16 protein-coding genes, 3 tRNA genes and 3 rRNA genes are annotated in these 23,826 nt (G+C 46.7%); 7 read left to right on the top strand and 15 right to left on the bottom strand.

Annotated features, from left to right (window positions below; genetic code table 11):
• The first annotated feature begins 10 nt into the window (after positions 1 to 10).
• Together ATG66_RS00250 and ATG66_RS00245 are read left to right on the top strand one after the other, a co-directional pair.
• Entirely contained in the window at positions 11 to 1,207 is a 1,197-nt protein-coding gene (locus ATG66_RS00250; RefSeq protein WP_098413441.1) for a uroporphyrinogen-III C-methyltransferase, read from the top strand.
• Positions 1,207 to 2,388, top strand: a complete 1,182-nt coding sequence (locus ATG66_RS00245; RefSeq protein WP_098413440.1) for a heme biosynthesis protein HemY — start codon at positions 1,207 to 1,209, stop codon at positions 2,386 to 2,388. The genes ATG66_RS00250 and ATG66_RS00245 overlap by 1 nt, the downstream gene beginning before the upstream one ends.
• A gap of 770 nt (positions 2,389 to 3,158) precedes the next feature.
• Here ATG66_RS00245 and ATG66_RS00240 read toward each other — a convergent pair.
• The 12 genes from ATG66_RS00240 to trxA all read right to left on the bottom strand — a co-directional run bounded on the left by ATG66_RS00240 (position 3,159) and on the right by trxA (position 14,844).
• A tRNA-Asp gene (locus ATG66_RS00240) sits at positions 3,159 to 3,235 on the bottom strand.
• Positions 3,236 to 3,279: 44 nt separating this feature from the next.
• Positions 3,280 to 3,396 (bottom strand): 5S ribosomal RNA (gene rrf / locus ATG66_RS00235).
• Between the two features lie 114 nt (positions 3,397 to 3,510).
• Positions 3,511 to 6,400, bottom strand: a 23S ribosomal RNA gene (locus tag ATG66_RS00230).
• A 293-nt stretch (positions 6,401 to 6,693) separates the two neighbouring features.
• Positions 6,694 to 6,769: transfer RNA gene (locus ATG66_RS00225), tRNA-Glu, on the bottom strand.
• Between the two features lie 13 nt (positions 6,770 to 6,782).
• Positions 6,783 to 6,858 (bottom strand) — tRNA-Ala (locus ATG66_RS00220).
• Between the two features lie 99 nt (positions 6,859 to 6,957).
• Positions 6,958 to 8,510: ribosomal RNA gene (locus ATG66_RS00215) — 16S ribosomal RNA — on the bottom strand.
• Together the 16S, 23S and 5S rRNA genes with 3 tRNA genes alongside form the textbook arrangement of a ribosomal RNA operon.
• A 511-nt stretch (positions 8,511 to 9,021) precedes the next feature.
• Positions 9,022 to 9,735 (bottom strand): NAD(P)H-flavin reductase, encoded by a 714-nt coding sequence (gene fre / locus ATG66_RS00210; protein WP_098413439.1) that lies wholly within the window; start codon positions 9,733 to 9,735, stop codon positions 9,022 to 9,024.
• Between the two features lie 14 nt (positions 9,736 to 9,749).
• A complete protein-coding gene (locus ATG66_RS00205; protein ID WP_098413438.1) occupies positions 9,750 to 10,019 on the bottom strand; it encodes a 2Fe-2S iron-sulfur cluster-binding protein in 270 nt (89 codons plus the stop codon).
• A complete protein-coding gene (ubiD, locus tag ATG66_RS00200; RefSeq protein WP_098413437.1) occupies positions 10,016 to 11,869 on the bottom strand; it encodes a 4-hydroxy-3-polyprenylbenzoate decarboxylase in 1,854 nt (617 codons plus the stop codon). The genes ATG66_RS00205 and ubiD overlap by 4 nt, the downstream gene beginning before the upstream one ends.
• A gap of 92 nt (positions 11,870 to 11,961) precedes the next feature.
• Positions 11,962 to 12,954 (bottom strand): hypothetical protein, encoded by a 993-nt coding sequence (locus ATG66_RS00195; RefSeq protein WP_098413436.1) that lies wholly within the window; start codon positions 12,952 to 12,954, stop codon positions 11,962 to 11,964.
• A 105-nt stretch (positions 12,955 to 13,059) separates the two neighbouring features.
• Positions 13,060 to 14,319 carry a transcription termination factor Rho gene (rho, locus tag ATG66_RS00190; protein WP_098413435.1) on the bottom strand — a complete coding sequence of 420 codons (1,260 nt, stop codon included), beginning with the start codon at positions 14,317 to 14,319 and terminating at the stop codon, positions 13,060 to 13,062.
• A gap of 198 nt (positions 14,320 to 14,517) precedes the next feature.
• Positions 14,518 to 14,844, bottom strand: coding sequence for a thioredoxin TrxA (gene trxA, locus ATG66_RS00185; RefSeq protein ID WP_098413434.1), 327 nt, complete (start codon positions 14,842 to 14,844; stop codon positions 14,518 to 14,520).
• A gap of 111 nt (positions 14,845 to 14,955) precedes the next feature.
• On the opposite strand from trxA, the gene rhlB reads away from it, so the two are divergent.
• Together rhlB and gppA are read left to right on the top strand one after the other, a co-directional pair.
• Complete coding sequence (gene rhlB, locus ATG66_RS00180) at positions 14,956 to 16,269, top strand: ATP-dependent RNA helicase RhlB (protein ID WP_098413433.1); 1,314 nt, start codon at positions 14,956 to 14,958, stop codon at positions 16,267 to 16,269.
• Between the two features lie 19 nt (positions 16,270 to 16,288).
• Entirely contained in the window at positions 16,289 to 17,782 is a 1,494-nt protein-coding gene (gppA, locus tag ATG66_RS00175; RefSeq protein WP_098413432.1) for a guanosine-5'-triphosphate,3'-diphosphate diphosphatase, read from the top strand.
• Positions 17,783 to 17,950: 168 nt separating this feature from the next.
• Here gppA and ATG66_RS00170 read toward each other — a convergent pair whose 3' ends face one another.
• The 3 genes from ATG66_RS00170 to recQ form a co-directional block, all read right to left on the bottom strand.
• Positions 17,951 to 18,619, bottom strand: a complete 669-nt coding sequence (locus tag ATG66_RS00170) for a 7-cyano-7-deazaguanine/7-aminomethyl-7-deazaguanine transporter (RefSeq protein WP_098413431.1) — start codon at positions 18,617 to 18,619, stop codon at positions 17,951 to 17,953.
• A 240-nt stretch (positions 18,620 to 18,859) separates the two neighbouring features.
• Positions 18,860 to 19,165, bottom strand: coding sequence for a DUF3630 family protein (locus ATG66_RS00165; RefSeq protein WP_098413430.1), 306 nt, complete (start codon positions 19,163 to 19,165; stop codon positions 18,860 to 18,862).
• 9 nt (positions 19,166 to 19,174) lie between these two features.
• A complete protein-coding gene (recQ, locus tag ATG66_RS00160; protein ID WP_098413429.1) occupies positions 19,175 to 21,010 on the bottom strand; it encodes an ATP-dependent DNA helicase RecQ in 1,836 nt (611 codons plus the stop codon).
• A gap of 175 nt (positions 21,011 to 21,185) precedes the next feature.
• Between recQ and rarD the strand changes: the two genes are divergently transcribed.
• From rarD to ATG66_RS00145, 3 genes are all read left to right on the top strand, one after another.
• Positions 21,186 to 22,097: an EamA family transporter RarD gene (gene rarD, locus ATG66_RS00155; RefSeq protein WP_098413428.1), complete on the top strand. Its 912-nt coding sequence runs from the start codon at positions 21,186 to 21,188 to the stop codon at positions 22,095 to 22,097.
• 74 nt (positions 22,098 to 22,171) lie between these two features.
• Positions 22,172 to 22,969, top strand: a complete 798-nt coding sequence (locus tag ATG66_RS00150; protein ID WP_031780599.1) for an AraC family transcriptional regulator — start codon at positions 22,172 to 22,174, stop codon at positions 22,967 to 22,969.
• Between the two features lie 101 nt (positions 22,970 to 23,070).
• Entirely contained in the window at positions 23,071 to 23,730 is a 660-nt protein-coding gene (locus tag ATG66_RS00145; RefSeq protein WP_098413427.1) for a LysE family translocator, read from the top strand.
• Positions 23,731 to 23,826: the final 96 nt, after the last annotated feature.

Genomic DNA, 23,826 nt, shown 5'->3' with positions numbered 1-23,826 from the left:
GGATATAGGCATGACAAGTAAAAATAACGACCAAAAAAATAACGATAAAAACCTTTCCGAAGAAACTTCCTCGGCAGCGCTAGCTGAAAAAGACGTAGCGAAACAGGAGCCAGAACCGGAAAAAGAGTCCCCTAAAATTGCTGATACACCAAAAAAAACTGAGTTTGAAGAAAAACAAGGCAAGCGCGGCGTTAAACTTGGTACTGTGGCTATCATCCTATCTATTATTTTTGGTGGCGGCCTAGCGTACAAACTTCATCAGCAACAAACCGATTATCAAGCCAAAATTGCTCAACTTCAAAAGCAGATAAAACAAACGCAAGCTTCAATGCAGCAAGAGTTGACTCAGGTAAAAAAAGAAACCATTGAAAAAACAACATCGGTAACACATCAAACCGAAGTCATTCTTGGTCAGCAGCAAAAAAGCATTGAAAGCCTGCAACTGGCAATGGCAGACGTGAAAGGTCGTCGACCAAATGACTGGCTACTGGCAGAAGCCGACTATTTAGTCAAACTCGCGGGTCGTAAATTGTTCCTTGAGCATGACGTTGAAAGCGCGACCCAATTAATGGAAAGTGCGGATCAACGTATTGCCGCACTCAATGACCCTAGCTTAGTGACACTGCGCAAAGCGATGGCCAACGACATCACCAAACTTCGCACCATCCCTTTGATTGACCGAGACGGTCTTGTGCTACGTTTGACCGCTCTACAACAACAAGTAGACAATCTGCCGCTCGCGAATGCACTGCTTCCAGAAGCAAAAGTCGTCGAGAAAAACGAAGTGTCTGAAAATATTGCCAACTGGCAAGATAACCTAATGACCTCGTTGAAAGACTTCTCAGAGAACTTCATTACCTTTCGTACTCGAGAGAGCAATGCTATCCCACTGCTCTCTCCAACTCAGCATTTTTACCTAAAAGAAAACATTAAAGCGAAGCTGGAAACCGCCATCAAAGCCGTCTATCAAGAACAAGGCGAAATTTACACTACCTCTTTAAAAACAGCCGATAAATGGGCATTGGCGTTCTTTAACCAAGAAGATAACTCGGTGAAGGAGTTCAATAAAACCATCAACCAATTGAGTCAGCAAAATATTCAGGTGGAATACCCAACAAAACTGCACAGCCAGTCTCAACTTTCCGATGTCATTCGTGAGCGCTTACGTCGTGAAGTCACCACAATGACAGGTATGGAGGGTAAATAATGGTTCGTTTTATTTTCCTGTTTGTTGTTCTAGGCGCAGGCCTATTTGTTGGTACTCAATTCTCTGGTCAACAAGGCTATGTATTGATCTCCATCGCCGGAAAAACGATCGAGATGAGTGTAACGACTTTAGTTGTTTTCGTTATCGCTGCGCTTGCTGGCCTATTTCTGCTTGAATATTTAATTAAGAAACTTATCTATGCAAGCTCAAGTACATGGAACTACTTCAGCGTGCGCAAAATGCGTCATTCACGTCGATACACCAATGAAGGGATTATCAAATTACTTGAGGGCGATTGGAAAGGGGCAGAAAAAAAAGTAACACGCTGGGCAAATCACCACGATATGCCTCTATTATGTTATTTGGTCGCTTCTGAAGCGGCACAAGGTCAAGGCGATAAAGCCAAACGTGATCACTACCTCGACTTAGCTAGCCAACAAAAAAACGCTCACCTCGCGGTTGAATTAACTCGTGCGAAACAGTTTATTCGCGATAACGAGTTCGAAGCGGCTTTTGATACTTTGCAATCTCTAAAAGGTCAGTATGCTAACAATTCGATAGTTTTGAACTTGCTAAAAACCACCTATATGCAGTTAAAGCTTTGGCAACCACTGATCGATCTAATGCCTCAGCTAACTAAAGCGAAATTGATAACGGAAGAAGAGCAAGCAGAATTGATACAAAAAGCACAATGCGGTTTAATGCACGAGGTGGCACAACAACAGGGCAGTGAAGGGCTCATATCTCATTGGAATGGCTTGTCGCGTAAAATGAAGCAAGAGACAGCCCTTATCGCATGCTTTGCTCGTGAGCTTATCGCTCGCAAAGCGGATGCTGAAGCCTTTACTGTGCTAAAAGAAGCATTGAAAAAACAACCGGCTCCTGAGCTTTATCAACTACTGCCAGATCTAAACCTGCCAGATATCCACCCTGTCGTGGTTTTCTTAGAGGGAGTAGTGAAGAAAGAGCCAGATAACGCCGCAGCGCATAGCGCATTAGCGCACTTCTATTTCCGCCAAGCGAAGTGGAAAGAAGCTCAAGAGCACTTTGAAGTTGCTTTGAAACTTCGGTCAGACGTCTCTGATTACGCGTTCTTAGCTGACACACTAGAGAAGCAAAACCTGACTAAAGCGGCTCATGAAGTCTCTCGTAAAGCATTAGCTTTAGTGCAAAGTGACTAATGTATTACAGTTCTAATTAGCCGGCAGTGAAAACTGCCGGCTGCTGTAATGCATCACTTTTTTTCCTAAGGATTCCTGAGCCTAGCCTCTCATATCGACTTTACAAGCTCGCCAGCCAAATAAAAATAAGATAACTCGCCTTAACACGCTTCAAAGAAGATCCACCTCAAATGACTAAATGAATAAAGGTCAGTCACACAAGCGTCAATAAATGAGTTCAGAATGTTTAAAGAAGGATGACGACGGCCTGCAAGAAAAGACACAGATGGATTCGTGCCTCCCAGGAGCCGATTTATTGGCAATGATATTTACGCCCGAAACAATCACAACAAACCCCGCCAGAACTTGACCTAAAACGGCAAAGTCTCGCTCAATACTCAATAGTTCGAATACTCACATCTACTTGACTCACTCTCCTTTCAAGGGGTTTTGGTAAGGTATTGTTGTTCCTTGGGTAGTTCAAGACATCACGAATGAGCCTCTAGCACATGCATCAGAGGCGACAGCAAAAGGTCTTCATGCTGTTGTGATAAAGGATAACCTAGGTTTAGAGCTGACGGCGTGCGAACCAAAGCTCCACAGCTTCCAGTATATTGGCAGGATTTGTGCGGTATGAAATTGCTTTCTAGAATGTCATTGCCGTCGCATTACCAAATAGTATCCGAGTAATTGGAGAGACCTAAACCATTACTTTTCCAAACTGGTATAAAGAAGAAACGATACACTAGAAACGACAAAAGCCCAGTCTTTCGACTAGGCTTTTGAATAAATGGCGGAGTGGACGGGACTCGAACCCGCGACCCCCGGCGTGACAGGCCGGTATTCTAACCAACTGAACTACCACTCCGCAGTGGTATCACCCGTTGTAAAAACGAATGTCCATAATGTAAAGCCTGGCGATGTCCTACTCTCACATGGGGAAACCCCACACTACCATCGGCGCTATTTCGTTTCACTTCTGAGTTCGGCATGGAAGTCAGGTGGGGCCAAAATGCTATGGTCGCCAAGCAAATTCTTTTTAACTACCGCCAACGCAGTAATTAATAATCTGGAAAGCTGTTTCAGTTCTTAACACAATCAAGTTTTCTTGTATTGAGTCCATCAAAACCCCTTGGGTGTTGTATGGTTAAGCCTCACGGGCAATTAGTACAGGTTAGCTCAATGCCTCGCAGCACTTACACACCCTGCCTATCAACGTCGTAGTCTACGACAACCCTTTAGGATACTTAAAGTATCAGGGAGAACTCATCTCAAGGCTCGCTTCCCGCTTAGATGCTTTCAGCGGTTATCGATCCCGAACTTAGCTACCGGGCAATGCGTCTGGCGACACAACCCGAACACCAGAGGTTCGTCCACTCCGGTCCTCTCGTACTAGGAGCAGCCCCTTTCAATTCTCCAACGCCCACGGCAGATAGGGACCGAACTGTCTCACGACGTTCTAAACCCAGCTCGCGTACCACTTTAAATGGCGAACAGCCATACCCTTGGGACCGACTTCAGCCCCAGGATGTGATGAGCCGACATCGAGGTGCCAAACACCGCCGTCGATATGAACTCTTGGGCGGTATCAGCCTGTTATCCCCGGAGTACCTTTTATCCGTTGAGCGATGGCCCTTCCATTCAGAACCACCGGATCACTATGACCTGCTTTCGCACCTGCTCGAATTGTCATTCTCGCAGTCAAGCGGGCTTATGCCATTGCACTAACCACACGATGTCCAACCGTGTTTAGCCCACCTTCGTGCTCCTCCGTTACGCTTTGGGAGGAGACCGCCCCAGTCAAACTACCCACCAGGCACTGTCCTCACCCCCGATGAGGGGGCTAAGTTAGAACATCAACACTACAAGGGTGGTATTTCAAGGTTGCCTCCACACATACTGGCGTACGTGCTTCAAAGGCTCCCACCTATCCTACACATGTAGGGTCAATGTTCAGTGCCAAGCTGTAGTAAAGGTTCACGGGGTCTTTCCGTCTAGCCGCGGGTACACTGCATCTTCACAGCGATTTCAATTTCACTGAGTCTCGGGTGGAGACAGCGTGGCCATCATTACGCCATTCGTGCAGGTCGGAACTTACCCGACAAGGAATTTCGCTACCTTAGGACCGTTATAGTTACGGCCGCCGTTTACCGGGGCTTCGATCAAGAGCGTCGACCGAAGTCTAACCCCATCAATTAACCTTCCGGCACCGGGCAGGCGTCACACCGTATACGTCATCTTACGATTTTGCACAGTGCTGTGTTTTTAATAAACAGTTGCAGCCACCTGGTATCTGCGACTCCTAGTAGCTCCATCCGCAAGGGACTTCACCGCCAAGAGCGTACCTTCTCCCGAAGTTACGGTACCATTTTGCCTAGTTCCTTCACCCGAGTTCTCTCAAGCGCCTTGGTATTCTCTACCCGACCACCTGTGTCGGTTTGGGGTACGATTCCATCAAATCTGAAGCTTAGAGGCTTTTCCTGGAAGCATGGCATCAATGACTTCACATCCGTAGATGCTCGACGTCGTGTCTCAGCCTTAAAAAGAGCCGGATTTACCTAACTCTTCAGCCTACGCACTTGAACCTGGACAACCGTCGCCAGGCCCACCTAGCCTTCTCCGTCCCCCCATCGCAATTTGATTGAGTACGGGAATATTAACCCGTTTCCCATCGACTACGCCTTTCGGCCTCGCCTTAGGGGTCGACTCACCCTGCCCCGATTAACGTTGGACAGGAACCCTTGGTCTTCCGGCGTGGAGGTTTTTCACCCCCATTATCGTTACTCATGTCAGCATTCGCACTTCTGATACGTCCAGCGTGCCTTACGACACACCTTCAACCGCTTACAGAACGCTCCCCTACCCAATACTCAAAGAGTATTGCCGCAGCTTCGGTTTACTACTTAGCCCCGTTACATCTTCCGCGCAGGCCGACTCGACCAGTGAGCTATTACGCTTTCTTTAAATGATGGCTGCTTCTAAGCCAACATCCTGGCTGTCTGAGCCTTCCCACATCGTTTCCCACTTAGTAGTAATTTGGGACCTTAGCTGGCGGTCTGGGTTGTTTCCCTCTCCACGACGGACGTTAGCACCCGCCGTGTGTCTCCCGGATAGTACTTACTGGTATTCGGAGTTTGCAAAGGGTTGGTAAGTCGGGATGACCCCCTAGCCTTAACAGTGCTCTACCCCCAGTAGTATTCGTCCGAGGCGCTACCTAAATAGCTTTCGGGGAGAACCAGCTATCTCCAGGTTTGATTGGCCTTTCACCCCTAGCCACAAGTCATCCGCTAATTTTTCAACATTAGTCGGTTCGGTCCTCCAATTGATGTTACTCAATCTTCAACCTGCCCATGGCTAGATCACCTGGTTTCGGGTCTATATCCAGAGACTAAGTCGCGCAGTTAACACTCGCTTTCGCTACGGCTCCCCTAGATGGTTAACCTTGCCACTGAATATAAGTCGCTGACCCATTATACAAAAGGTACGCAGTCACACCACGAAGGTGCTCCTACTGCTTGTACGTACACGGTTTCAGGTTCTATTTCACTCCCCTCACAGGGGTTCTTTTCGCCTTTCCCTCACGGTACTGGTTCACTATCGGTCAGTCAGTAGTATTTAGCCTTGGAGGATGGTCCCCCCATATTCAGACAGGATATCACGTGTCCCGCCCTACTCGATTTCACTGCATATGCGTCGTCAGTTACGGGGCTATCACCCTGTATCGCCAAGCTTTCCAGCTTGTTCACCTGACGCCTATAAAGCTTAAGGGCTAGTCCAATTTCGCTCGCCGCTACTTTCGGAATCTCGGTTGATTTCTTTTCCTCGGGGTACTTAGATGTTTCAGTTCCCCCGGTTCGCCTCGCTACGCTATGTATTCACGCAGCGATACTTACTTATGTAAGTGGGTTTCCCCATTCGGAAATCCCAGACTCAAGTGGCTTTTACTGCCTAATCTGGGCTTATCGCAAGTTAATACGTCCTTCATCGCCTCTGACTGCCAAGGCATCCACCGTGTACGCTTAGTCACTTAACCATACAACCCGAAGGAGTTTCGAGTTGATGTTCAAATCACCAAAGTTGTCTCTCATTATTTGAATGAGCGAGAGACATTTCGATTTTGCCGGACTCAATTTCGAATAATCACTGTAATAGTGATATTCCCAAGAACACTTGAATGTGTTGTTTTGGTGTTTATCTTTACGATAAACATTGAGAACTTTATTTGATAACAACGTTGTTGTTATCAGTCAGCTTTCCAAATTGTTAAAGAGCAAAGTTTTCTGATGAAAACCATGTTTAAACACACTCATTGAATGCGCTTAAAGATGGTATCCCGTAGGGGAGTCGAACCCCTGTTACCGCCGTGAAAGGGCGGTGTCCTAGGCCTCTAGACGAACGGGACACAAAAAACATTATGGTGGAGCTAATCGGGTTCGAACCGATGACCTCTTCACTGCCAGCGAAGCGCTCTCCCAACTGAGCTATAGCCCCACATAAAATTGCTTCGGCATTTTATGCAGAACCAATTGTTTTGCTCTGAATTTAAACCATATCAATCTGTGTGAACACTCATCGCAATAATCTTTCGTATAAGGAGGTGATCCAGCGCCAGGTTCCCCTAGCGCTACCTTGTTACGACTTCACCCCAGTCATGAACCACAAAGTGGTAAGCGTCCCCCCGAAGGTTAAACTACCTACTTCTTTTGCAGCCCACTCCCATGGTGTGACGGGCGGTGTGTACAAGGCCCGGGAACGTATTCACCGTGGCATTCTGATCCACGATTACTAGCGATTCCGACTTCATGGAGTCGAGTTGCAGACTCCAATCCGGACTACGACGCACTTTTTGGGATTCGCTCACCATCGCTGGCTCGCCGCCCTCTGTATGCGCCATTGTAGCACGTGTGTAGCCCTACTCGTAAGGGCCATGATGACTTGACGTCGTCCCCACCTTCCTCCGGTTTATCACCGGCAGTCTCCCTGGAGTTCCCGACATTACTCGCTGGCAAACAAGGATAAGGGTTGCGCTCGTTGCGGGACTTAACCCAACATTTCACAACACGAGCTGACGACAGCCATGCAGCACCTGTCTCAGAGCTCCCGAAGGCACACCAGAATCTCTTCCGGCTTCTCTGGATGTCAAGAGTAGGTAAGGTTCTTCGCGTTGCATCGAATTAAACCACATGCTCCACCGCTTGTGCGGGCCCCCGTCAATTCATTTGAGTTTTAATCTTGCGACCGTACTCCCCAGGCGGTCTACTTAACGCGTTAGCTCCGAAAGCCACGGCTCAAGGCCACAACCTCCAAGTAGACATCGTTTACGGCGTGGACTACCAGGGTATCTAATCCTGTTTGCTCCCCACGCTTTCGCATCTGAGTGTCAGTATCTGTCCAGGGGGCCGCCTTCGCCACTGGTATTCCTTCAGATCTCTACGCATTTCACCGCTACACCTGAAATTCTACCCCCCTCTACAGTACTCTAGTCTGCCAGTTTCAAATGCTATTCCGAGGTTGAGCCCCGGGCTTTCACATCTGACTTAACAAACCACCTGCATGCGCTTTACGCCCAGTAATTCCGATTAACGCTCGCACCCTCCGTATTACCGCGGCTGCTGGCACGGAGTTAGCCGGTGCTTCTTCTGTCGCTAACGTCAAAGAATACCGCTATTAACGATATCCCCTTCCTCACGACTGAAAGTACTTTACAACCCGAAGGCCTTCTTCATACACGCGGCATGGCTGCATCAGGCTTGCGCCCATTGTGCAATATTCCCCACTGCTGCCTCCCGTAGGAGTCTGGACCGTGTCTCAGTTCCAGTGTGGCTGATCATCCTCTCAGACCAGCTAGGGATCGTCGCCTTGGTGAGCCCTTACCTCACCAACTAGCTAATCCCACCTAGGCATATCCCGACGCGAGAGGCCCGAAGGTCCCCCTCTTTGGCCCGTAGGCATTATGCGGTATTAGCCATCGTTTCCAATGGTTATCCCCCACATCAGGGCAATTTCCTAGGCATTACTCACCCGTCCGCCGCTCGACGCCCAACAAATTACCCGAAGGGTCAATGTTGTCGTTTCCGCTCGACTTGCATGTGTTAGGCCTGCCGCCAGCGTTCAATCTGAGCCATGATCAAACTCTTCAATTTAAGATTTTGTCGGCTCAACGAATACTGACTTCAAAACTACAAACGTAATTTTAAAGCTATTATCGTTCCAACAGAACGATAATGAATTGACTGTGCCAAGATTAAACAAGTTAATCTCGATTGGTCACTCAGTTCATTGAAACCATATTTGAAGCCGAAGCTTCTAATTCGATTATCATCAACGAGTGCCCACACAGATTGATAGGTCTATATTGTTAAAGAGCTTGCTTTTCGAGAAGCGTCTCTCTCAAAGCGGAGGTGAATTCTAGCGATTTAATTGAGAGTGTCAAACACTTTTTTCAATTTACTTTTCGTAGAACTTTTTACCTCTCCGACCATGCTGAAGCTTTATCGCATCTGCCGTTTCGGTGGATGCACATTATAGAGAGTTGAGTTCGGAGCGCAATCCTTTTCTTGGAAAAAAACCAAAAAACAATCGTTCGACGATTATTTCATCAAAAATGCATAAAAGAGGGCTTTTCGCCCTCTTTTATGATCTGATAAGCTGAGTTTAAATGAATGTGTACGCGTCTGCGAACATTCGCTCACTCTTCGCTTTCTTATTCTGAGTGAACTGTTCACGTGCTGCGCCAGCCATTTCAAAACGACCCGCAATATAGATATCGTAGTTTTCTAGGCTTTCGAAGTCTTCACTCACCGCTTGTAGCACGTTACCAACTTTACCTTGCCAATCTACAGACGCCTCTTCTACAACAGGAACAAAATGAACATTAACAAATTTCTCTGTGATTTCGAATAATTCATCTTTTGCGTAAAGTTGGCAGTTGTCGCGAGCCCCCCAATATAAATAAATAGAGTTAGTTTTATTCTGCGCGACGCAATGATCTAAAATAGAACGAACATAGCTAAAACCGGTGCCGCCAGCAATGAGCAATAGTGGACGTTCACTTTCTTCTTGAACCCATGCGTCGCCATGAGGCGCATCAATTTCAATCTGGCCATCAGTTTCAAGCGCTGTTTGCATTGCTTCGACAACTGCTTGGGCGTAAGCGTTGTGCTCCGCCGCACCAATGTGCAGCTCAAGTTCACCTTCATGACGGCAAGGGCTGCTCGCGATAGAGAAAGGACGTTTGTCTTTTTCACCCATCACCACCATTAGGTACTGACCCGCTTTAAAAGGCACAGGTGATTCTGGGTGAAGAAGGATTTGGTAAGTATTACAAGCTAACGGCTGAATAGACTTTACTTTACATTGGATGGTCATGGTGTTCCTCTCGCTTACTCGTCAAAAGTAAGCACTAAATTACTTTCTGTATAGGCTTGGCAAGGGAATATCCAACCTTGCTGTTGCTCTTTTTCGGTTAGCATCGGTTCGAGGTGGTAACTCACTTCGCCCGTTAGCTTTTTACACATGCACGTGGCGCAAGCGCCAACTTGGCAACGGTGCGGGAAGCGAATATTGTTGTTGAGCGCGGCTTCCAACACTGTCTCCCCTTCTTTTACTTGGAACGTAACGTCCATTGGTAGAAGGTGGACTTGATGACTCATAGAATACCTAACTGGTCCCAAATCTCATCGACTTTAGCCACAAGTTTAGGATCTTTTTTGATAGGCGTTCCCCATTCGCGCGTGACTTCAGATTCAATCTTGTTGGTCACATCCAACCCTAATTTAGATGAATTCTCCGTTTTACCACGTACTTGGATGGTGTCTCTATCTGGATCCATTCGAGTTGTTACCGCCCAAATGATGTCATTCCAATCTCGTGCATTGACGTCATCGTCGCATAAGATAATGAATTTGTTATCTACGTAACCTGTCAAAAAATCCCATAGGTATTCCATCAATTCTTGAGACTGACCCGCTTGGTCTTTCTTCATCGTAACCACAACAAATTGATTATTTGTTGTGGTGGGTAAGTAGATATCGACGATGTCAGGACGTTGCTGTTTTAACGCATCAAGATCCGCTTCGGTAATCGCTTTATTATCACGTTCGGTTACCTTAGTTCTGGTCGCCAGCTCAGCATCCCATTTAATCGTCGCATCTAAGCCCATCTTAGAGCCAAGCCCAACCACAGGTGAGGCGAAATCAAGTGAGTCAATTGGTGTGTTATCAATCATCAAGGTATCTCGCACCGGATCCATATGCTCTGACATGGCTTTAACAACATCGTTCCAATCACGCGCATTCACCGACTTATCGCACACAATCACAAATTTGGTGTACATGAACTGACGTAAGAATGACCAGACTCCCATCATCACTCGTTTAGCATGACCTGGATACTGCTTCTTCATCGTAACCACGGCCATTCGATATGAACAACCTTCTGGCGGTAGATAAAAGTCTTCAATCTCAGGAAATTGCTTTTGCAGAATAGGCACAAACACTTCGTTCAGTGCTACACCCAGCACAGCTGGCTCATCTGGCGGACGGCCGGTGTAAGTGCTGTGATAAATAGGGTCTTTACGCATGGTGATATGCGTAATAGTGAAGACGTGATGTTTCTCTTTTTCGTTGTAGTAGCCAGTATGATCGCCATATGGACCTTCATCGGCAAACTCTGTTGGATCAATATAACCTTCCATTACGATTTCAGCACTTGCTGGTACTTCTAAATCGTTACTGAACGACTTTACTACTTCGGTTTTGCTACCACGTAGCAAGCCTGCAAAAGCATACTCCGATAGAGTATCTGGCACTGGCGTGACCGCACCAAGAATGGTTGCCGGATCGGCGCCAAAGGCGACTGACACCGGGAAAGGCTTACCCGGATTGGTTTCCACCCAGTCACGTAAATCTAACGCGCCGCCACGGTGAGCGAGCCAACGCATGATAATTTTGTTCTTCGCAATTTTTTGCTGACGGTAAATACCTAGGTTCTGACGCTTCTTATTCGGGCCTTTAGTCACGGTTAAGCCCCACGTTAATAGTGGTGCCACGTCTTCCGCCCAGCAGCTCATCACTGGAATCTTATCCAGATCGACCTCCTCTCCCTGCCAAACAATTTCTTGGCATGGTGCTTTACGTAGACGCTTGGCTGGCATATTCAATACTTGCTTGAACACGGGCAGTTTTTCCAAAGCGTCTTTGAAGCCTTTTGGTGGTTCAGGTTCTTTTAAATAAGCCAGCAGTTTACCAACTTCGCGCAGTTCTTTTACGTCTTCGCGTCCCATACCTATCGCGACACGCTCTGGCGTACCAAATAAGTTAGTCAGAACGGGGACGTTGTAGCCGATCGGGTTCTCGAATAACAAAGCAGGGCCACCAGCACGCAAGGTGCGGTCACTGATTTCTGTCATTTCATAAGCGGGATCGACAGGGTGAGCAATGCGTTTAAGTCGACCGGTCTGTTCTAGGTGATCGATAAATTCGCGTAAATCCTTAAAACTCATAGGCCTTCATGACTGGCTGATTAAACTGTTTGCAGTATAACAAATAGAAGGAGACAAAGATCCCCCTATTTTGTGTGGGTATGTGAGCCAGATTACTTTAATGCTTGTTCAATCTGGCGAGCTTTAACTTGATGATTGGTTGACATTAACTCTTCCAACCAATTCTGATGGCCTTGCTGAGCCAACTTTCTCGCCACTAACGCAGCCTCTTCTGGTAGCGCCATTTTGCTTATCAAGAACTGTTTGACTGTGGGAGATAACGGATTGGATTTAGTAAGTAGACGAATAGCATCAGGTTTAAGCGTTGGATTGACGGTGGAGTTCATCAATTGTTGCAATGAAAACGCATCTCCCACTTTCGATAAGCGCGCTAACTCCGATTGGCTATTATAGTCCGCTTTCATACGCCAAAGTAAATCGTATACCTCTTTATCTTGACTCACCTGCGCTAACCTGACAATAGCAGCTGTTGATGGTAGCCAACTAGTGACATTAGCTTGAGTCAGTTGAGTCGCCAGTGCGGCTAAAGCGCGTGGTGATAAGCTGTCTAATTCACGAATGAATAGAGCTTCTCTCGTTTGGACTTGATGAGAGGATCCCGTCAGCCATTGTTTAAGGTTGAGCTCTTTACGTTCAGCTTGTAGGACAAAATCTAACGTGCTTTGATCTTGCTTCCGACGCTTAATTAAGCGACTCGCTATCGCAGGAAAGTTAAAAGCTGGCACACTAAACTCATACCCGTCACCTCGCTTCAACACCTGATAAGTCGGGGTCATGCGTATCTGAGACTCAACAAAAAGTGCCATTCTAGGCGTAAGAATGACATCTTGTTTCTCAAGCTTTTTCAGCAAACGAAAGCGCACCACTTCTTGTTGAGGCAAAGCAAGCCGATCAAGGGCAAACTTCAGTGAGTCAACTTCATCTCTGGCGGCATAGGTGAGCAATTCAGAAACTTTGGACTGGATTTGAGTATCCTGAAGCCACTGTTCTACCACAGACTGCTGAATTTCCATTGCAGATAGCGCCGTTGGTACAGTCATCAGTGACAAATTCAGGAGTAGTGACGACAACATTCCTTGTTGCATGTTAACCTCCCGATAACATTTATTCTCATTCTGATGCTTCTATCGGTAGAAAGCAATAAAAAAAGCCACCGTAAACGGTGGCTTTTTGGAATCAGAATTCAGTCGTTACTGGCGGCGCATGGCATCAAAGAACTCATTGTTAGTCTTCGTCATGGCAAGCTTGTCGATAAGGAATTCCATGGCGTCAGTTTCACTCATTGGGTGAACAATCTTACGCAGAATCCACATCTTTTGTAGCTCATCCGTCTTCGTCAGTAATTCTTCGCGACGTGTGCCTGAGCGGTTAAAATCAATCGCAGGAAATACGCGTTTTTCGGCAATCTTACGATTCAAGTGCAGTTCCATGTTACCTGTGCCCTTGAACTCTTCGTAGATAACTTCATCCATCTTAGAACCGGTATCAACCAGTGCTGTTGCAATGATAGTCAAGCTACCGCCTTCTTCTACATTACGTGCTGCGCCAAAGAAACGCTTAGGACGATGTAGTGCGTTTGCATCGACACCACCCGTCAGAACTTTACCTGATGAAGGTACTACGGTGTTGTATGCACGCGCTAGACGAGTGATAGAGTCCAAAAGGATGACTACATCTTTCTTGTGTTCAACCAAGCGTTTCGCTTTTTCGATAACCATTTCTGCCACTTGTACGTGGCGCGATGCTGGCTCATCGAACGTAGAGGCAATCACCTCGCCTTTTACTAGACGTTGCATTTCGGTCACTTCTTCTGGACGCTCGTCGATAAGAAGTACCATCAATTCACATTCAGGATGATTGTACGCAATGCTTTGTGCAATGTTTTGCAGCAGCATTGTTTTACCGGCTTTTGGCGGCGCAACAATCAGGCCACGTTGGCCTTTACCGATTGGCGATGCCAAATCTAATACACGTGCTGTAATGTCCTCTGTAGAACCATTACCACGCTCCATAACCATACGCTCATTGGCGTGCAGAGGGGTTAAGTTCTCAAATAAAATTTTGTTACGAGCATTGTCTGGTTTGTCGGCGTTAACTGTGTTGACTTTAAGGAGGGCAAAGTAACGTTCACCGTCTTTTGGTGGGCGAATCTTACCCGCGATTGAGTCACCCGTCCGTAGGTTGAAACGACGAATCTGACTTGGCGATACGTAAATATCGTCCGGACCAGCAAGGTATGAGCTATCTGCACTGCGTAGGAAACCAAAGCCGTCTTGCAGAATTTCCAGAACCCCATCGCCAAAGATGTCTTCGCCGCCTTTCGCGTGCGCTTTTAATATCGCGAAGATGATGTCTTGTTTTCTTAAGCGCGCTAGGTTCTCTAAACCTAAGCTCTCGCCCAGCTTTACAAGGTCAGACACAGGTCTGTTCTTCAGTTCGGTAAGGTTCATGGTGGTGGATTCTTGTTTAGTCAAAATAAGATCTGTTTTCTAGTTAAGATGGATTTGGTCTCAGGATCGACCAAGAAGAGGAGTTTGTTCAATTAACGTGCAATAAATTAGCACTAATTAGTATTCTAGTCCAGAGTTAGAGAAACAAAACCGTGCGTTGTTATGTTGCACGGTTTTTTATCTGTAATCACTTAGTGATTATAAGTTTGCGTCCAAAAACTCTTTAAGCTGAGTTTTAGACAAAGCACCAACTTTCGTTGCCGCTACGTTACCGTCTTTGAATAACAGTAGCGTTGGAATGCCACGAATACCAAACTTAGGCGGAGTGCCTGCGTTATGGTCGATGTTTAGTTTACCGATAGTGAGCTTGCCTTGGTATTCTTCTACGATTTCATCCAGAATCGGGGCAATCATTTTACAAGGACCACACCATTCTGCCCAAAAATCCACAAGAACTGGGCCTGCAGCGTTGATTACATCGTTTTCAAAACCATCATCAGTTAGCTGCAAAATCTTATCACTCATCTTCCACTCCACTGTGTTTTTCGAAACTGGTTGGATGATAACCAGTAATTAGATGCCCTATTGGAATGTATTTACTTTCGTATTGCAAGCTTTAGCTGATATTCTATAGACATGAAAAAGACACATATCACAGAGCAAAAGTTCGCCGATTTGGGCTTAAAGCCCCAAGTTACTGAAGGATTGGAAAAAAAAGGGTTCGAATACTGTACCCCTATCCAAGCTTTGGCGTTGCCGGTACTGCTCACCGGCCAAGACATCGCAGGCCAGGCCCAAACGGGCACTGGTAAAACGCTCGCGTTTCTTACTGCTACATTCAACCACCTTCTGACCACTCCAGAGCATGAAGGTCGTCAACCAACGCAACCGCGTGCCATTATTATGGCACCAACGCGTGAGCTAGCGATTCAGATCTACAACGATGCGGAATCATTAATAGAAAGCACGGGGTTAAAAGCCGCTTTAGCTTACGGTGGCGAAAGCTACGATAAACAATTGAATAAGCTACAAGATGGTGTGGACATCCTGATCGGTACGACTGGCCGTATCATCGATTTCTATAAACAGCGCGTGTTCAACCTGAATAACATTCAAGTGGTTGTTTTGGACGAAGCGGACCGCATGTTCGATCTTGGCTTTATTAAAGACATCCGTTTCTTGTTCCGTCGTATGCCAGAACCTAAAGAACGTTTGAACATGCTGTTCTCTGCGACGCTATCTTACCGCGTTCAAGAACTGGCGTTTGAACACATGAACACTCCTGAGCACGTGGTGGTCGAGCCAGAACAAAAAACTGGTCACCGCATTCAAGAAGAGCTGTTCCACCCGTCTAATGAAGACAAAATGGCACTACTTCAAACTCTAATCGAAGAAGAATGGCCAGATCGTGCGATCATTTTTGCTAACACAAAACACAAATGTGAATCCGTTTGGGGCCATTTAGCGGCCGATGGTCATCGTGTGGGCTTGTTAACGGGTGATGTGCCACAGAAGAAGCGTGAAAAAATTCTTGAGCAATTCACTAAGGGTGACCTCGATATTCTGGTTGCTACCGATGTAGCCGCTCGTGGTCTGCATATTCCACAAGTGACACATGTATTCAACTACGATTTACCCGACGACTGTGAAGATTACGTACACCGCATCGGTCGTACCGGTCGTGCAGGAGAAAGTGGTCATTCAATTAGCTTTGCGTGTGAAGAGTACGCTGTTAATTTGCCAGCGATAGAAGAATACACTGGACACACTGTCCCTGTATCAGAGTACGATGCATCAGCCCTGCTCAAAGATCTACCAGCACCGATTCGTATGCGCGCACCGCGTAACCAACAGCGTCGGACCAATACTGGTGGCACTCGTTCAGGTAACCGTAAACCGCAAGGACGTCGCCCACGCCAACCGCGTCAATCAGCGCCGAAACAGTCATAAAAGGAAACTGAAGTCGTTTATGAGTCAAGCAGGATCATCGCCGCTATACGCCGCCATCGACCTTGGGTCGAACAGCTTTCACATGCTCGTTGTGCGTCACATCGATAGCAGCGTTCAAACCATGGCTAAAATTAAGCGCAAAGTTCGTCTAGCGGCAGGCTTAGATGAACATAATTCGCTTAGCCTAGAAGCGATGCAGCGAGGATGGGACTGCTTAAGTCTATTTGCAGAACGATTGCAGGATATTCCTAAGCAAAACATTCACATTGTCGGGACGGCAACATTGCGAACCGCGACCAACGTGGATGTATTTCTTGAAAAGGCGAACCAGATCCTTGGCCAGCCAATCGAGGTCATCTCTGGAGAAGAAGAAGCGGCCACTATCTATAAAGGCGTCGCCCACACTTCTGGTGGTTGTGGCCGTCGCTTGGTCGTCGATATTGGTGGTGCAAGCACTGAGTTGATCATTGGTGAAGGTTTCGAAGCCAAAGCCTTAACCAGTTTGAAAATGGGGTGTGTTACTTGGTTGGAAAACTTTTTTAAAGATCGTCAATTGAGTGCTCGTAACTTCGATGCAGCGATTCAAGGTGCTAAACAAACCATCACGCCTATTCTGGAACAGTATACAGACTTAGGTTGGGATATTTGTGTGGGTGCCTCTGGTACCGTTCAAGCACTACAAGAAATAATGCTGGTGCAAGGTATGGATGAAGTGATTACTCACGCCAAACTTAAGCGTCTGCAAAAGCAAGCCATGCTCGCCGATCATTTAGAAGAATTAGATATAGAGGGCTTAACGCTTGAACGCGCCCTAGTCTTCCCAAGTGGTCTCTCGATTTTGATCGCCATTTTTGAACTGCTCGAAATCGATACAATGACGCTAGCCGGTGGCGCTCTGCGTGAAGGCTTGGTCTACGAGATGGTTGACGAACTGCGTCAGAACGACATCCGTGTCCGTACTATAAGTAGTGTGCAAAGCCGCTATCAACTCGATTGCCAATATGGTGAACAAGTGGCGGCACTTGCACATAAGCTGCTTGAACAAGCCGGGGGGGATGCCTGGATAACAGAACCGCAGGGTAGAGTTCTTCTGGAAACCGCGGCCAAGTTACACGAGATAGGTTTAACTATCGACTTCAAAAAAGGTGGTGAGCACAGCGCTTACTTACTCCAGAACCTCGATTTACCTGGCTATACTCGCGCGCAAAAATTCTTTCTTGGCGAGATCACTCGTCGTTATCGCGAACAATTAACATCGTTGCCAGAGCAGCACGCCCTGTCAGGTACCAGTGCAAAACGCGTACTACGTTTGTTGCGGCTGGCGGTATTGTTGACTCATCGTCGCAACCCAAGCTTGGAACCTAACGTTACGCTCACGGCAAAAGATGACAACCTGACATTAAACATTGATGCGCAGTGGCTCACCGCAAACCCACTGACAGCGGCTGAGTTGGACATTGAGTCCAACCGTCAAACCGACATTGGCTGGCCATTAACGATCACCGCTGATTAATGATAACCATCAAAATAAAAGCCTCCTTAGCGCCTTTTTAATCACTTCGACTCTTATTGTCGCTGTTGGGTACCGATGTTCTCTATACTCACTTCGCTGTGCATTCCTTCAAATACAACAAAGCCGCTATAAACAAGCGGCTTTGTTGTTATTAGTCAATACCTAACACTAAGACGCCGTAGTGACTTTAAAGTTAGGGTTCACTGCGGTCAGCTTTTTAATGAGATAATTCAATAACACGCCGTACATCGGCACAAACAAACCAAGACTGATCACCAGTTTAAAGCCGTAATCCACCAGCGCAATTTCCGTCCAGTGTTCTGCCATAAATGGGTCTGGACTTTGGTAGAAGGCAATCGCAAAGAATGCCATAGTATCAAGTGCGTTACCAAACAGAGTTGAACATGTCGGGGCTATCCACCATTGTTTCATTTGGCGCAAGCGGTTAAACACGTGCACATCCAGAATTTGCCCAAACAAGTAAGCCATAAAGCTCGCAATCGCAATTCGAGCCACGAACAAATTAAATTCTCCGAGGTGGTTGAAGCCTTGAAATTGACCTTCGAAAAAGACGACCGAGAGAAAGTAAGAGACCGCCAAGGCTGGCAACATCACTAAAAAGATAATCTTACGTGCTAACGGTGCACCGAAAATACGTACCGTTAAATCAGTCGCTAAGAAAATAAATGGGAACGTGAATGCTCCCCAAGTGGTATGCAAGCCAAAAATGGTAAACGGTAGCTGAACGAGATAATTGCTGGATGCAATAATGGCTAGGTGGAATAGAACCAGATAAATAAGGGCGTTGCGCTGCTGCGCAGGGGTAAAGTGACTCATGCGATACCTTTTTAGTTTGGTTTGGGGGCGAGGGAACCCAAATTGAGTGCTTAATCAAAGCGACTCTTACCAACAATGTAAATGAAAAATAAGCTGGCTACGCTCATTCAGAGCAAAGCGGTGGGCGATTATACATTAACCACTTTGCTCTGCAAGCCATCTGTTTCACGCAAACGTTTGAGCATAAAAAGGAGTGTTTCATGTGGAACACCCCTTAAGAGATCGCTGCCAATGTAGAACTTAGAACCCGCGTTGAAATAATCCGGCGAGATAATCAAGCTCTTCCTTACTCTCTTCAATCGTGAGAGTTTCAAACCAAATCGCTTCACTGTAGTGCTCCGCTTTCATAAATAAGCGGCAACCTTCAAAGTCAATCAACCATGAATGAACATCTGCATCCCACTGCTTTTCCACCACAGAAGCAGACAGTAACTTAACGAGATATTCACCTAACGTCGGAAACGTATCGAGATCGAAGCTTGGCGCGGCAATAATTAAGCGCCCTTCTTCGGCTATGTATTCTACTAAGCCAAATTCCTTTTGCATTTTGGTCTCTTATCCTTGGTGGGTAATGTGTTCTTGAACCAGATCTAAGAATGGATCGGCATATTTCTCTAACTTACGTTGACCCACGCCGCTGACCGCAAGCATTTCACCGTATGACGTCGGCAATATTTCTGCCATATCAATCAACGTCGCATCACTGAACACGACATACGGTGGTAAGCCATCTTCATCAGCAATCGATTTACGCAGCTTACGTAGTTTAGCAAACAGTTTTTTATCGTAATTCTTGCTGGTGAGTTTATCCGACTTCGCCGCCCTTGCAGCCGTATCGAGACGCGGCACCGCGAGCTCTAACGCCACATCGCCACGCAATAACGGACGTGCTTCTTCCGTCAATTGCAACGTCGAGTTACGGGTTATGTTTTGAAACAGTAACCCTTTATGAATCAGTTGACGGAAAATACTGACCCAATAATCATGACTATGATCGCGACCAATACCGTAGGTCGAAATTTTATCGTGGCCATGCTCACGTACGCGAATGTTATGCATACCACGCAACACTTCGACCACATAGGTCATACCAAAGCTTTGGTTAACGCGATAAACACAAGACAATGCCTTGCGTGCTTCTTCGGTCGCATTAAAATGTTTTGGTGGATCAAGGCAGATATCGCAATTACCACAAGGCTTCTCGCGATACTCGCCAAAGTAATTGAGTAACACTTGGCGACGACAAGTTTGCGCTTCGGCAAAGGCGCTCATGGCTTGCAGTTTGTGGCTTTCTACCTGCTTTTGCGGACCTTCGTTTTTTTCATCTAACATGCGGCGCAACCAACTGATATCGGCTGGGTCGTACAACATCATTGCTTCGGCTGGCAAACCATCTCGCCCTGCTCGGCCTGTCTCCTGATAGTAGGATTCGATATTGCGTGGGATATCAAAGTGCACCACAAAACGTACGTTTGGTTTATTGATCCCCATGCCAAAAGCGACGGTCGCCACCACAATTTGAATATCGTCACGCTGGAACGCTTCCTGAACATACGCACGTTCATCTGTCTCCATTCCCGCGTGATAACCTGCTGCACGTATATGGTTATTACATAATTTCTCGGTCACCATTTCGACTTTCTTTCGGCTACCACAATAGATAATACCGCAGCTCCCTTTTTGGGTGGCAAGGTAGCGAATGATTTGCGAAACCGGTTTATGTTTTTCAACCAAGGTATAGCGGATATTGGGGCGATCAAAACTGCCCAAATAAATCTGAGGCTCATGCAAACGTAAGCGCTCTAGGATATCTCGACGCGTCGCGTCATCCGCCGTTGCCGTTAACGCCATGAATGGCACATGTGAGAAATTCTGTTTCAGCTGACCCAATGCCGCGTATTCTGGACGAAAATCGTGTCCCCATTGTGAAATGCAGTGCGCTTCATCCACCGCAATCATCGACAACGCAAGGTTCTCTAAACGCTCGATAAAGTCACGCATTAAGACACGTTCAGGTGAGACATACACCAATTTAAGCTGCCCAGAATGCATACGGTTATACACACTTAACAGCTCCTCTCTGCTCATCGTCGAGTTGACACACTCCGCCGCCACACCGTTCGCTTTGAGCTGATCAACTTGGTCTTTCATCAGCGAAATTAACGGTGAGATGACCAAGGTGATCCCAGGTAGCACCAAAGCAGGAATTTGGTAACAGAGAGACTTACCGCCTCCCGTTGGCATGATGACTAAGCTGTCCTTGCCTTCGATAGCCGCGTCAATGACTTCTTGTTGGCCGTCACGAAAGGTCTGATAACCGAACACTTCCTCCAACACACGTCGGGGCGTTACAGGGATATCTGATGGTTCGGCTAACAAGGTCGAGGTCATGGATAATCTCAGATTGAGTGATTATAGAAATGCTTTTGCATGCCACCGGCACACAAAGTGAGGGCACATTGTAATGGGGTTTCGTGGCGAATAAAACCGCAAATTACTAGGTGTTTCCCAGTGCGGCTCGTATACTCCTTTTCTGCTCTATAAACACACAATTAGGTGACAATTCATGACACCAGAACAACAACGTGCACGGCAAGGCACTCTGCTTGCTATTGGGGCTTACACCATGTGGGGCATCGCGCCAATGTACTTTAAGTCCATCGCACAAGTGTCTCCTTTAGAGATCTTGAGTCATCGTGTGATTTGGTCTTTCTTTTTGCTCGCCGCCCTTCTCCATTTTGGTCGTCATTGGCGCTCGGCTTACCACATTGTCAAAGACAAAACGAAAATCGCTTACCTCCTCTGTAGCTCAGTGCTGATAGGTGGTAACTGGCTCATTTTTATCTGGGCGGTCAACTCCAACCATATGCTCGATGCCAGCTTGGGTTATTACATCAACCCACTACTCAACGTATTGCTTGGAATGGTCTTCCTCGAAGAGCGACTACGTAAGCTGCAATGGCTTGCTGTCGTACTGGCGGCCTGTGGCGTGTTGGTCCAGCTGATTGTATTTGGATCCGTACCCCTCGTGGCGATTGCGCTGGCAATGAGCTTTGGACTTTATGGTCTGTTGCGCAAAAAAGTCAGCGTTGACGCTAAAACAGGGTTATTTATCGAAACCTTACTACTGTTGCCAATAGCTGCGGTTTACCTGCTCTTTTTTGCCGAGACACCAACTTCGAACATGCTAAGCAACCCACTCCATTTGAACAGCTCGTTGGTTGCGGCAGGCATCATTACTACGCTGCCTTTACTTTGCTTCACTGGCGCAGCAACAAAGCTTAAGTTATCTACTCTGGGCTTTTTCCAGTACATCGCCCCAAGTTTGATGTTCTTGCTCGCAGTACTGATTTATGGTGAATCCTTTACCATGGATAAAGCCATCACCTTCGCCTTTATTTGGAGCGCGTTAGTCGTGTTTAGCTTTGATGGACTGCGTAACAACCGTCGCTCACGCCGAATCGTTCAGCCACAGTGATCGTTTTTTACAAGACAAATTAGAAATTGCCAGATAAGCTTGGTCACAATGTGACCAAGCTTTTTTTGTATGTAATGGAACAGATTCAATACTACGCAACCGACCATGATCAGCTGAGCCTGATCGAGGCGAAATACCAGAAGTTTGCTTTTCAAAGGCACTATCATCTGGACTTTCACCTCGGTCTAATCACGCATGGCACGCAAAAGTTCCAATATCAAGGCTGTAGCCATCAAGTGGGTCATGGGCAAATCGTAATTATGCCGCCAGATGAACTGCACGACGGGCACTCTAAGCTCGAAAGTGGCTATGAAGTGAATGTATTTGCGATCGAGCCGCACCTACTCAGCGATCTTGCCGATCTTAGTCAAAATGGTCAAATAATCCGCTTTAATGAATTGATCATCTCCGATCCACAGATATTTTCACAACTTAGTAACTTACATGCTCTTCTTCGCCGCGATAACCTCAGCCAACTCACCAAAGATTGCCTTCCTTTTGAAGGATTTAATCAACTTTTTGATCGCTACGGATCACTCGCGAGGCAAAAAGTGGTCCCTCTTGGGAAACAGTCTTTACATACCTTAAAAGATTACTTAATGGCGAATCTCGACCAAACGGTTCGCTTAGATGCCCTATCAGAGCTCTGCCAACTGAGCCCCACGCAATTTCAACGCCATTTCAAAGCGCAAACGGGGATGACTCCCTACGCTTGGTTTGCTCGCTTGCGATTAGAGCAAGGAATGAAACTACTCCAAGCAGGATGGTGTGGTACGGACGTCGCCTATCAAGTGGGTTTTTATGATCAGGCCCACTTTAGTAAAGCGTTTAAACAAACCTATGGCGTCTCGCCTTCACAAGTGGCACGCTAATATCTCATACGCTGTGGTATTCAGTACTGCTAGTTTTTTACAAGCACTACCGAATAAGAATCACGACAATAGCTCATATCCACTATGTTTTGAGATGTGTTATGAATGAATCGACTATCCTGTTGACGCTCGCCAGCATTCACTTTATCGCTTTGATGAGCCCGGGTCCCGACTTTGCGCTTGTGGTACAAAATGCGACCCGTCACGGCCGTCAAACTGGCTTGTACATCGCGCTGGGGTTGTCTGTTGGTATTTTGCTGCATTCTTTATTCAGCCTAACCGGAGTGAGCTATTTGGTTCACCAGCACCCGGTGCTCTACTCCATCTTACAATTGCTTGGGGGTAGTTATCTGCTGTATCTGGGTATCGGTGCACTGCGCAGTGTGATCGCGATGATCAAAAATCCACTTTCTGATCAACCGAGCAACACCAATAACCTTGTGATCAGTAATAAACGTCAGGCGTTTACCAAAGGGTTCGCCACCAATATTCTCAACCCCAAAGCCTTAGTTTTTTTTGTGAGTTTAATGTCAAGCCTCGTCCCAGCGGACATGTCCGTGACAGGCAAAGGGATTGCTCTGGTGATTTTGTTTGGTTTGTCGCTGTTCTGGTTCTCCAGCCTTGCATGGATGCTGTCAACGCAGCGCTTGCAAACAAGATTGCAGCAAGCTGGCATCTACATTGATGGCTTATGTGGTGTGGTCTTTACTTTAGTTGGCGGTAGCATTTTACTTCACACTGTTCGTGCTTTTATCGAATAGCATACTGATTTTATAGGCTGTACACTCGACATTTCTTCAATCAGAAACTCGACGACTATCTCCATGGCTGCCAAGCTGAATAACCTTAGTTGGCAA

Origin of the sequence: Vibrio sp. ES.051 (assembly GCF_002563795.1) — a bacterium.
GTDB lineage: Bacteria > Pseudomonadota > Gammaproteobacteria > Enterobacterales > Vibrionaceae > Vibrio.
Note: the sequence above shows the minus strand (reverse complement) of the source record. Positions and strands in the feature narration are given on the sequence as shown.

Excerpts from the sequence above, each read along its gene's own strand:
- ATG66_RS00165 (WP_098413430.1), bottom strand. The coding sequence starts at position 19,165 with ATGCAAAAGGAATTTGGCTTAGTAGAATACATAGCCGAAGAAGGGCGC.
- ATG66_RS00145 (WP_098413427.1), top strand. The coding sequence starts at position 23,071 with ATGAATGAATCGACTATCCTGTTGACGCTCGCCAGCATTCACTTTATC.
- ATG66_RS00170 (WP_098413431.1), bottom strand. The coding sequence starts at position 18,619 with ATGAGTCACTTTACCCCTGCGCAGCAGCGCAACGCCCTTATTTATCTG.
- fre (WP_098413439.1), bottom strand. The coding sequence starts at position 9,735 with ATGACCATCCAATGTAAAGTAAAGTCTATTCAGCCGTTAGCTTGTAAT.
- ATG66_RS00250 (WP_098413441.1), top strand. The coding sequence starts at position 11 with ATGACAAGTAAAAATAACGACCAAAAAAATAACGATAAAAACCTTTCC.
- ubiD (WP_098413437.1), bottom strand. The coding sequence starts at position 11,869 with ATGAGTTTTAAGGATTTACGCGAATTTATCGATCACCTAGAACAGACC.
- rhlB (WP_098413433.1), top strand. The coding sequence starts at position 14,956 with ATGAAAAAGACACATATCACAGAGCAAAAGTTCGCCGATTTGGGCTTA.
- ATG66_RS00245 (WP_098413440.1), top strand. The coding sequence starts at position 1,207 with ATGGTTCGTTTTATTTTCCTGTTTGTTGTTCTAGGCGCAGGCCTATTT.
- recQ (WP_098413429.1), bottom strand. The coding sequence starts at position 21,010 with ATGACCTCGACCTTGTTAGCCGAACCATCAGATATCCCTGTAACGCCC.
- ATG66_RS00150 (WP_031780599.1), top strand. The coding sequence starts at position 22,172 with ATGGAACAGATTCAATACTACGCAACCGACCATGATCAGCTGAGCCTG.
- rho (WP_098413435.1), bottom strand. The coding sequence starts at position 14,319 with ATGAACCTTACCGAACTGAAGAACAGACCTGTGTCTGACCTTGTAAAG.
- gppA (WP_098413432.1), top strand. The coding sequence starts at position 16,289 with ATGAGTCAAGCAGGATCATCGCCGCTATACGCCGCCATCGACCTTGGG.
- trxA (WP_098413434.1), bottom strand. The coding sequence starts at position 14,844 with ATGAGTGATAAGATTTTGCAGCTAACTGATGATGGTTTTGAAAACGAT.
- ATG66_RS00205 (WP_098413438.1), bottom strand. The coding sequence starts at position 10,019 with ATGAGTCATCAAGTCCACCTTCTACCAATGGACGTTACGTTCCAAGTA.
- rarD (WP_098413428.1), top strand. The coding sequence starts at position 21,186 with ATGACACCAGAACAACAACGTGCACGGCAAGGCACTCTGCTTGCTATT.
- ATG66_RS00195 (WP_098413436.1), bottom strand. The coding sequence starts at position 12,954 with ATGCAACAAGGAATGTTGTCGTCACTACTCCTGAATTTGTCACTGATG.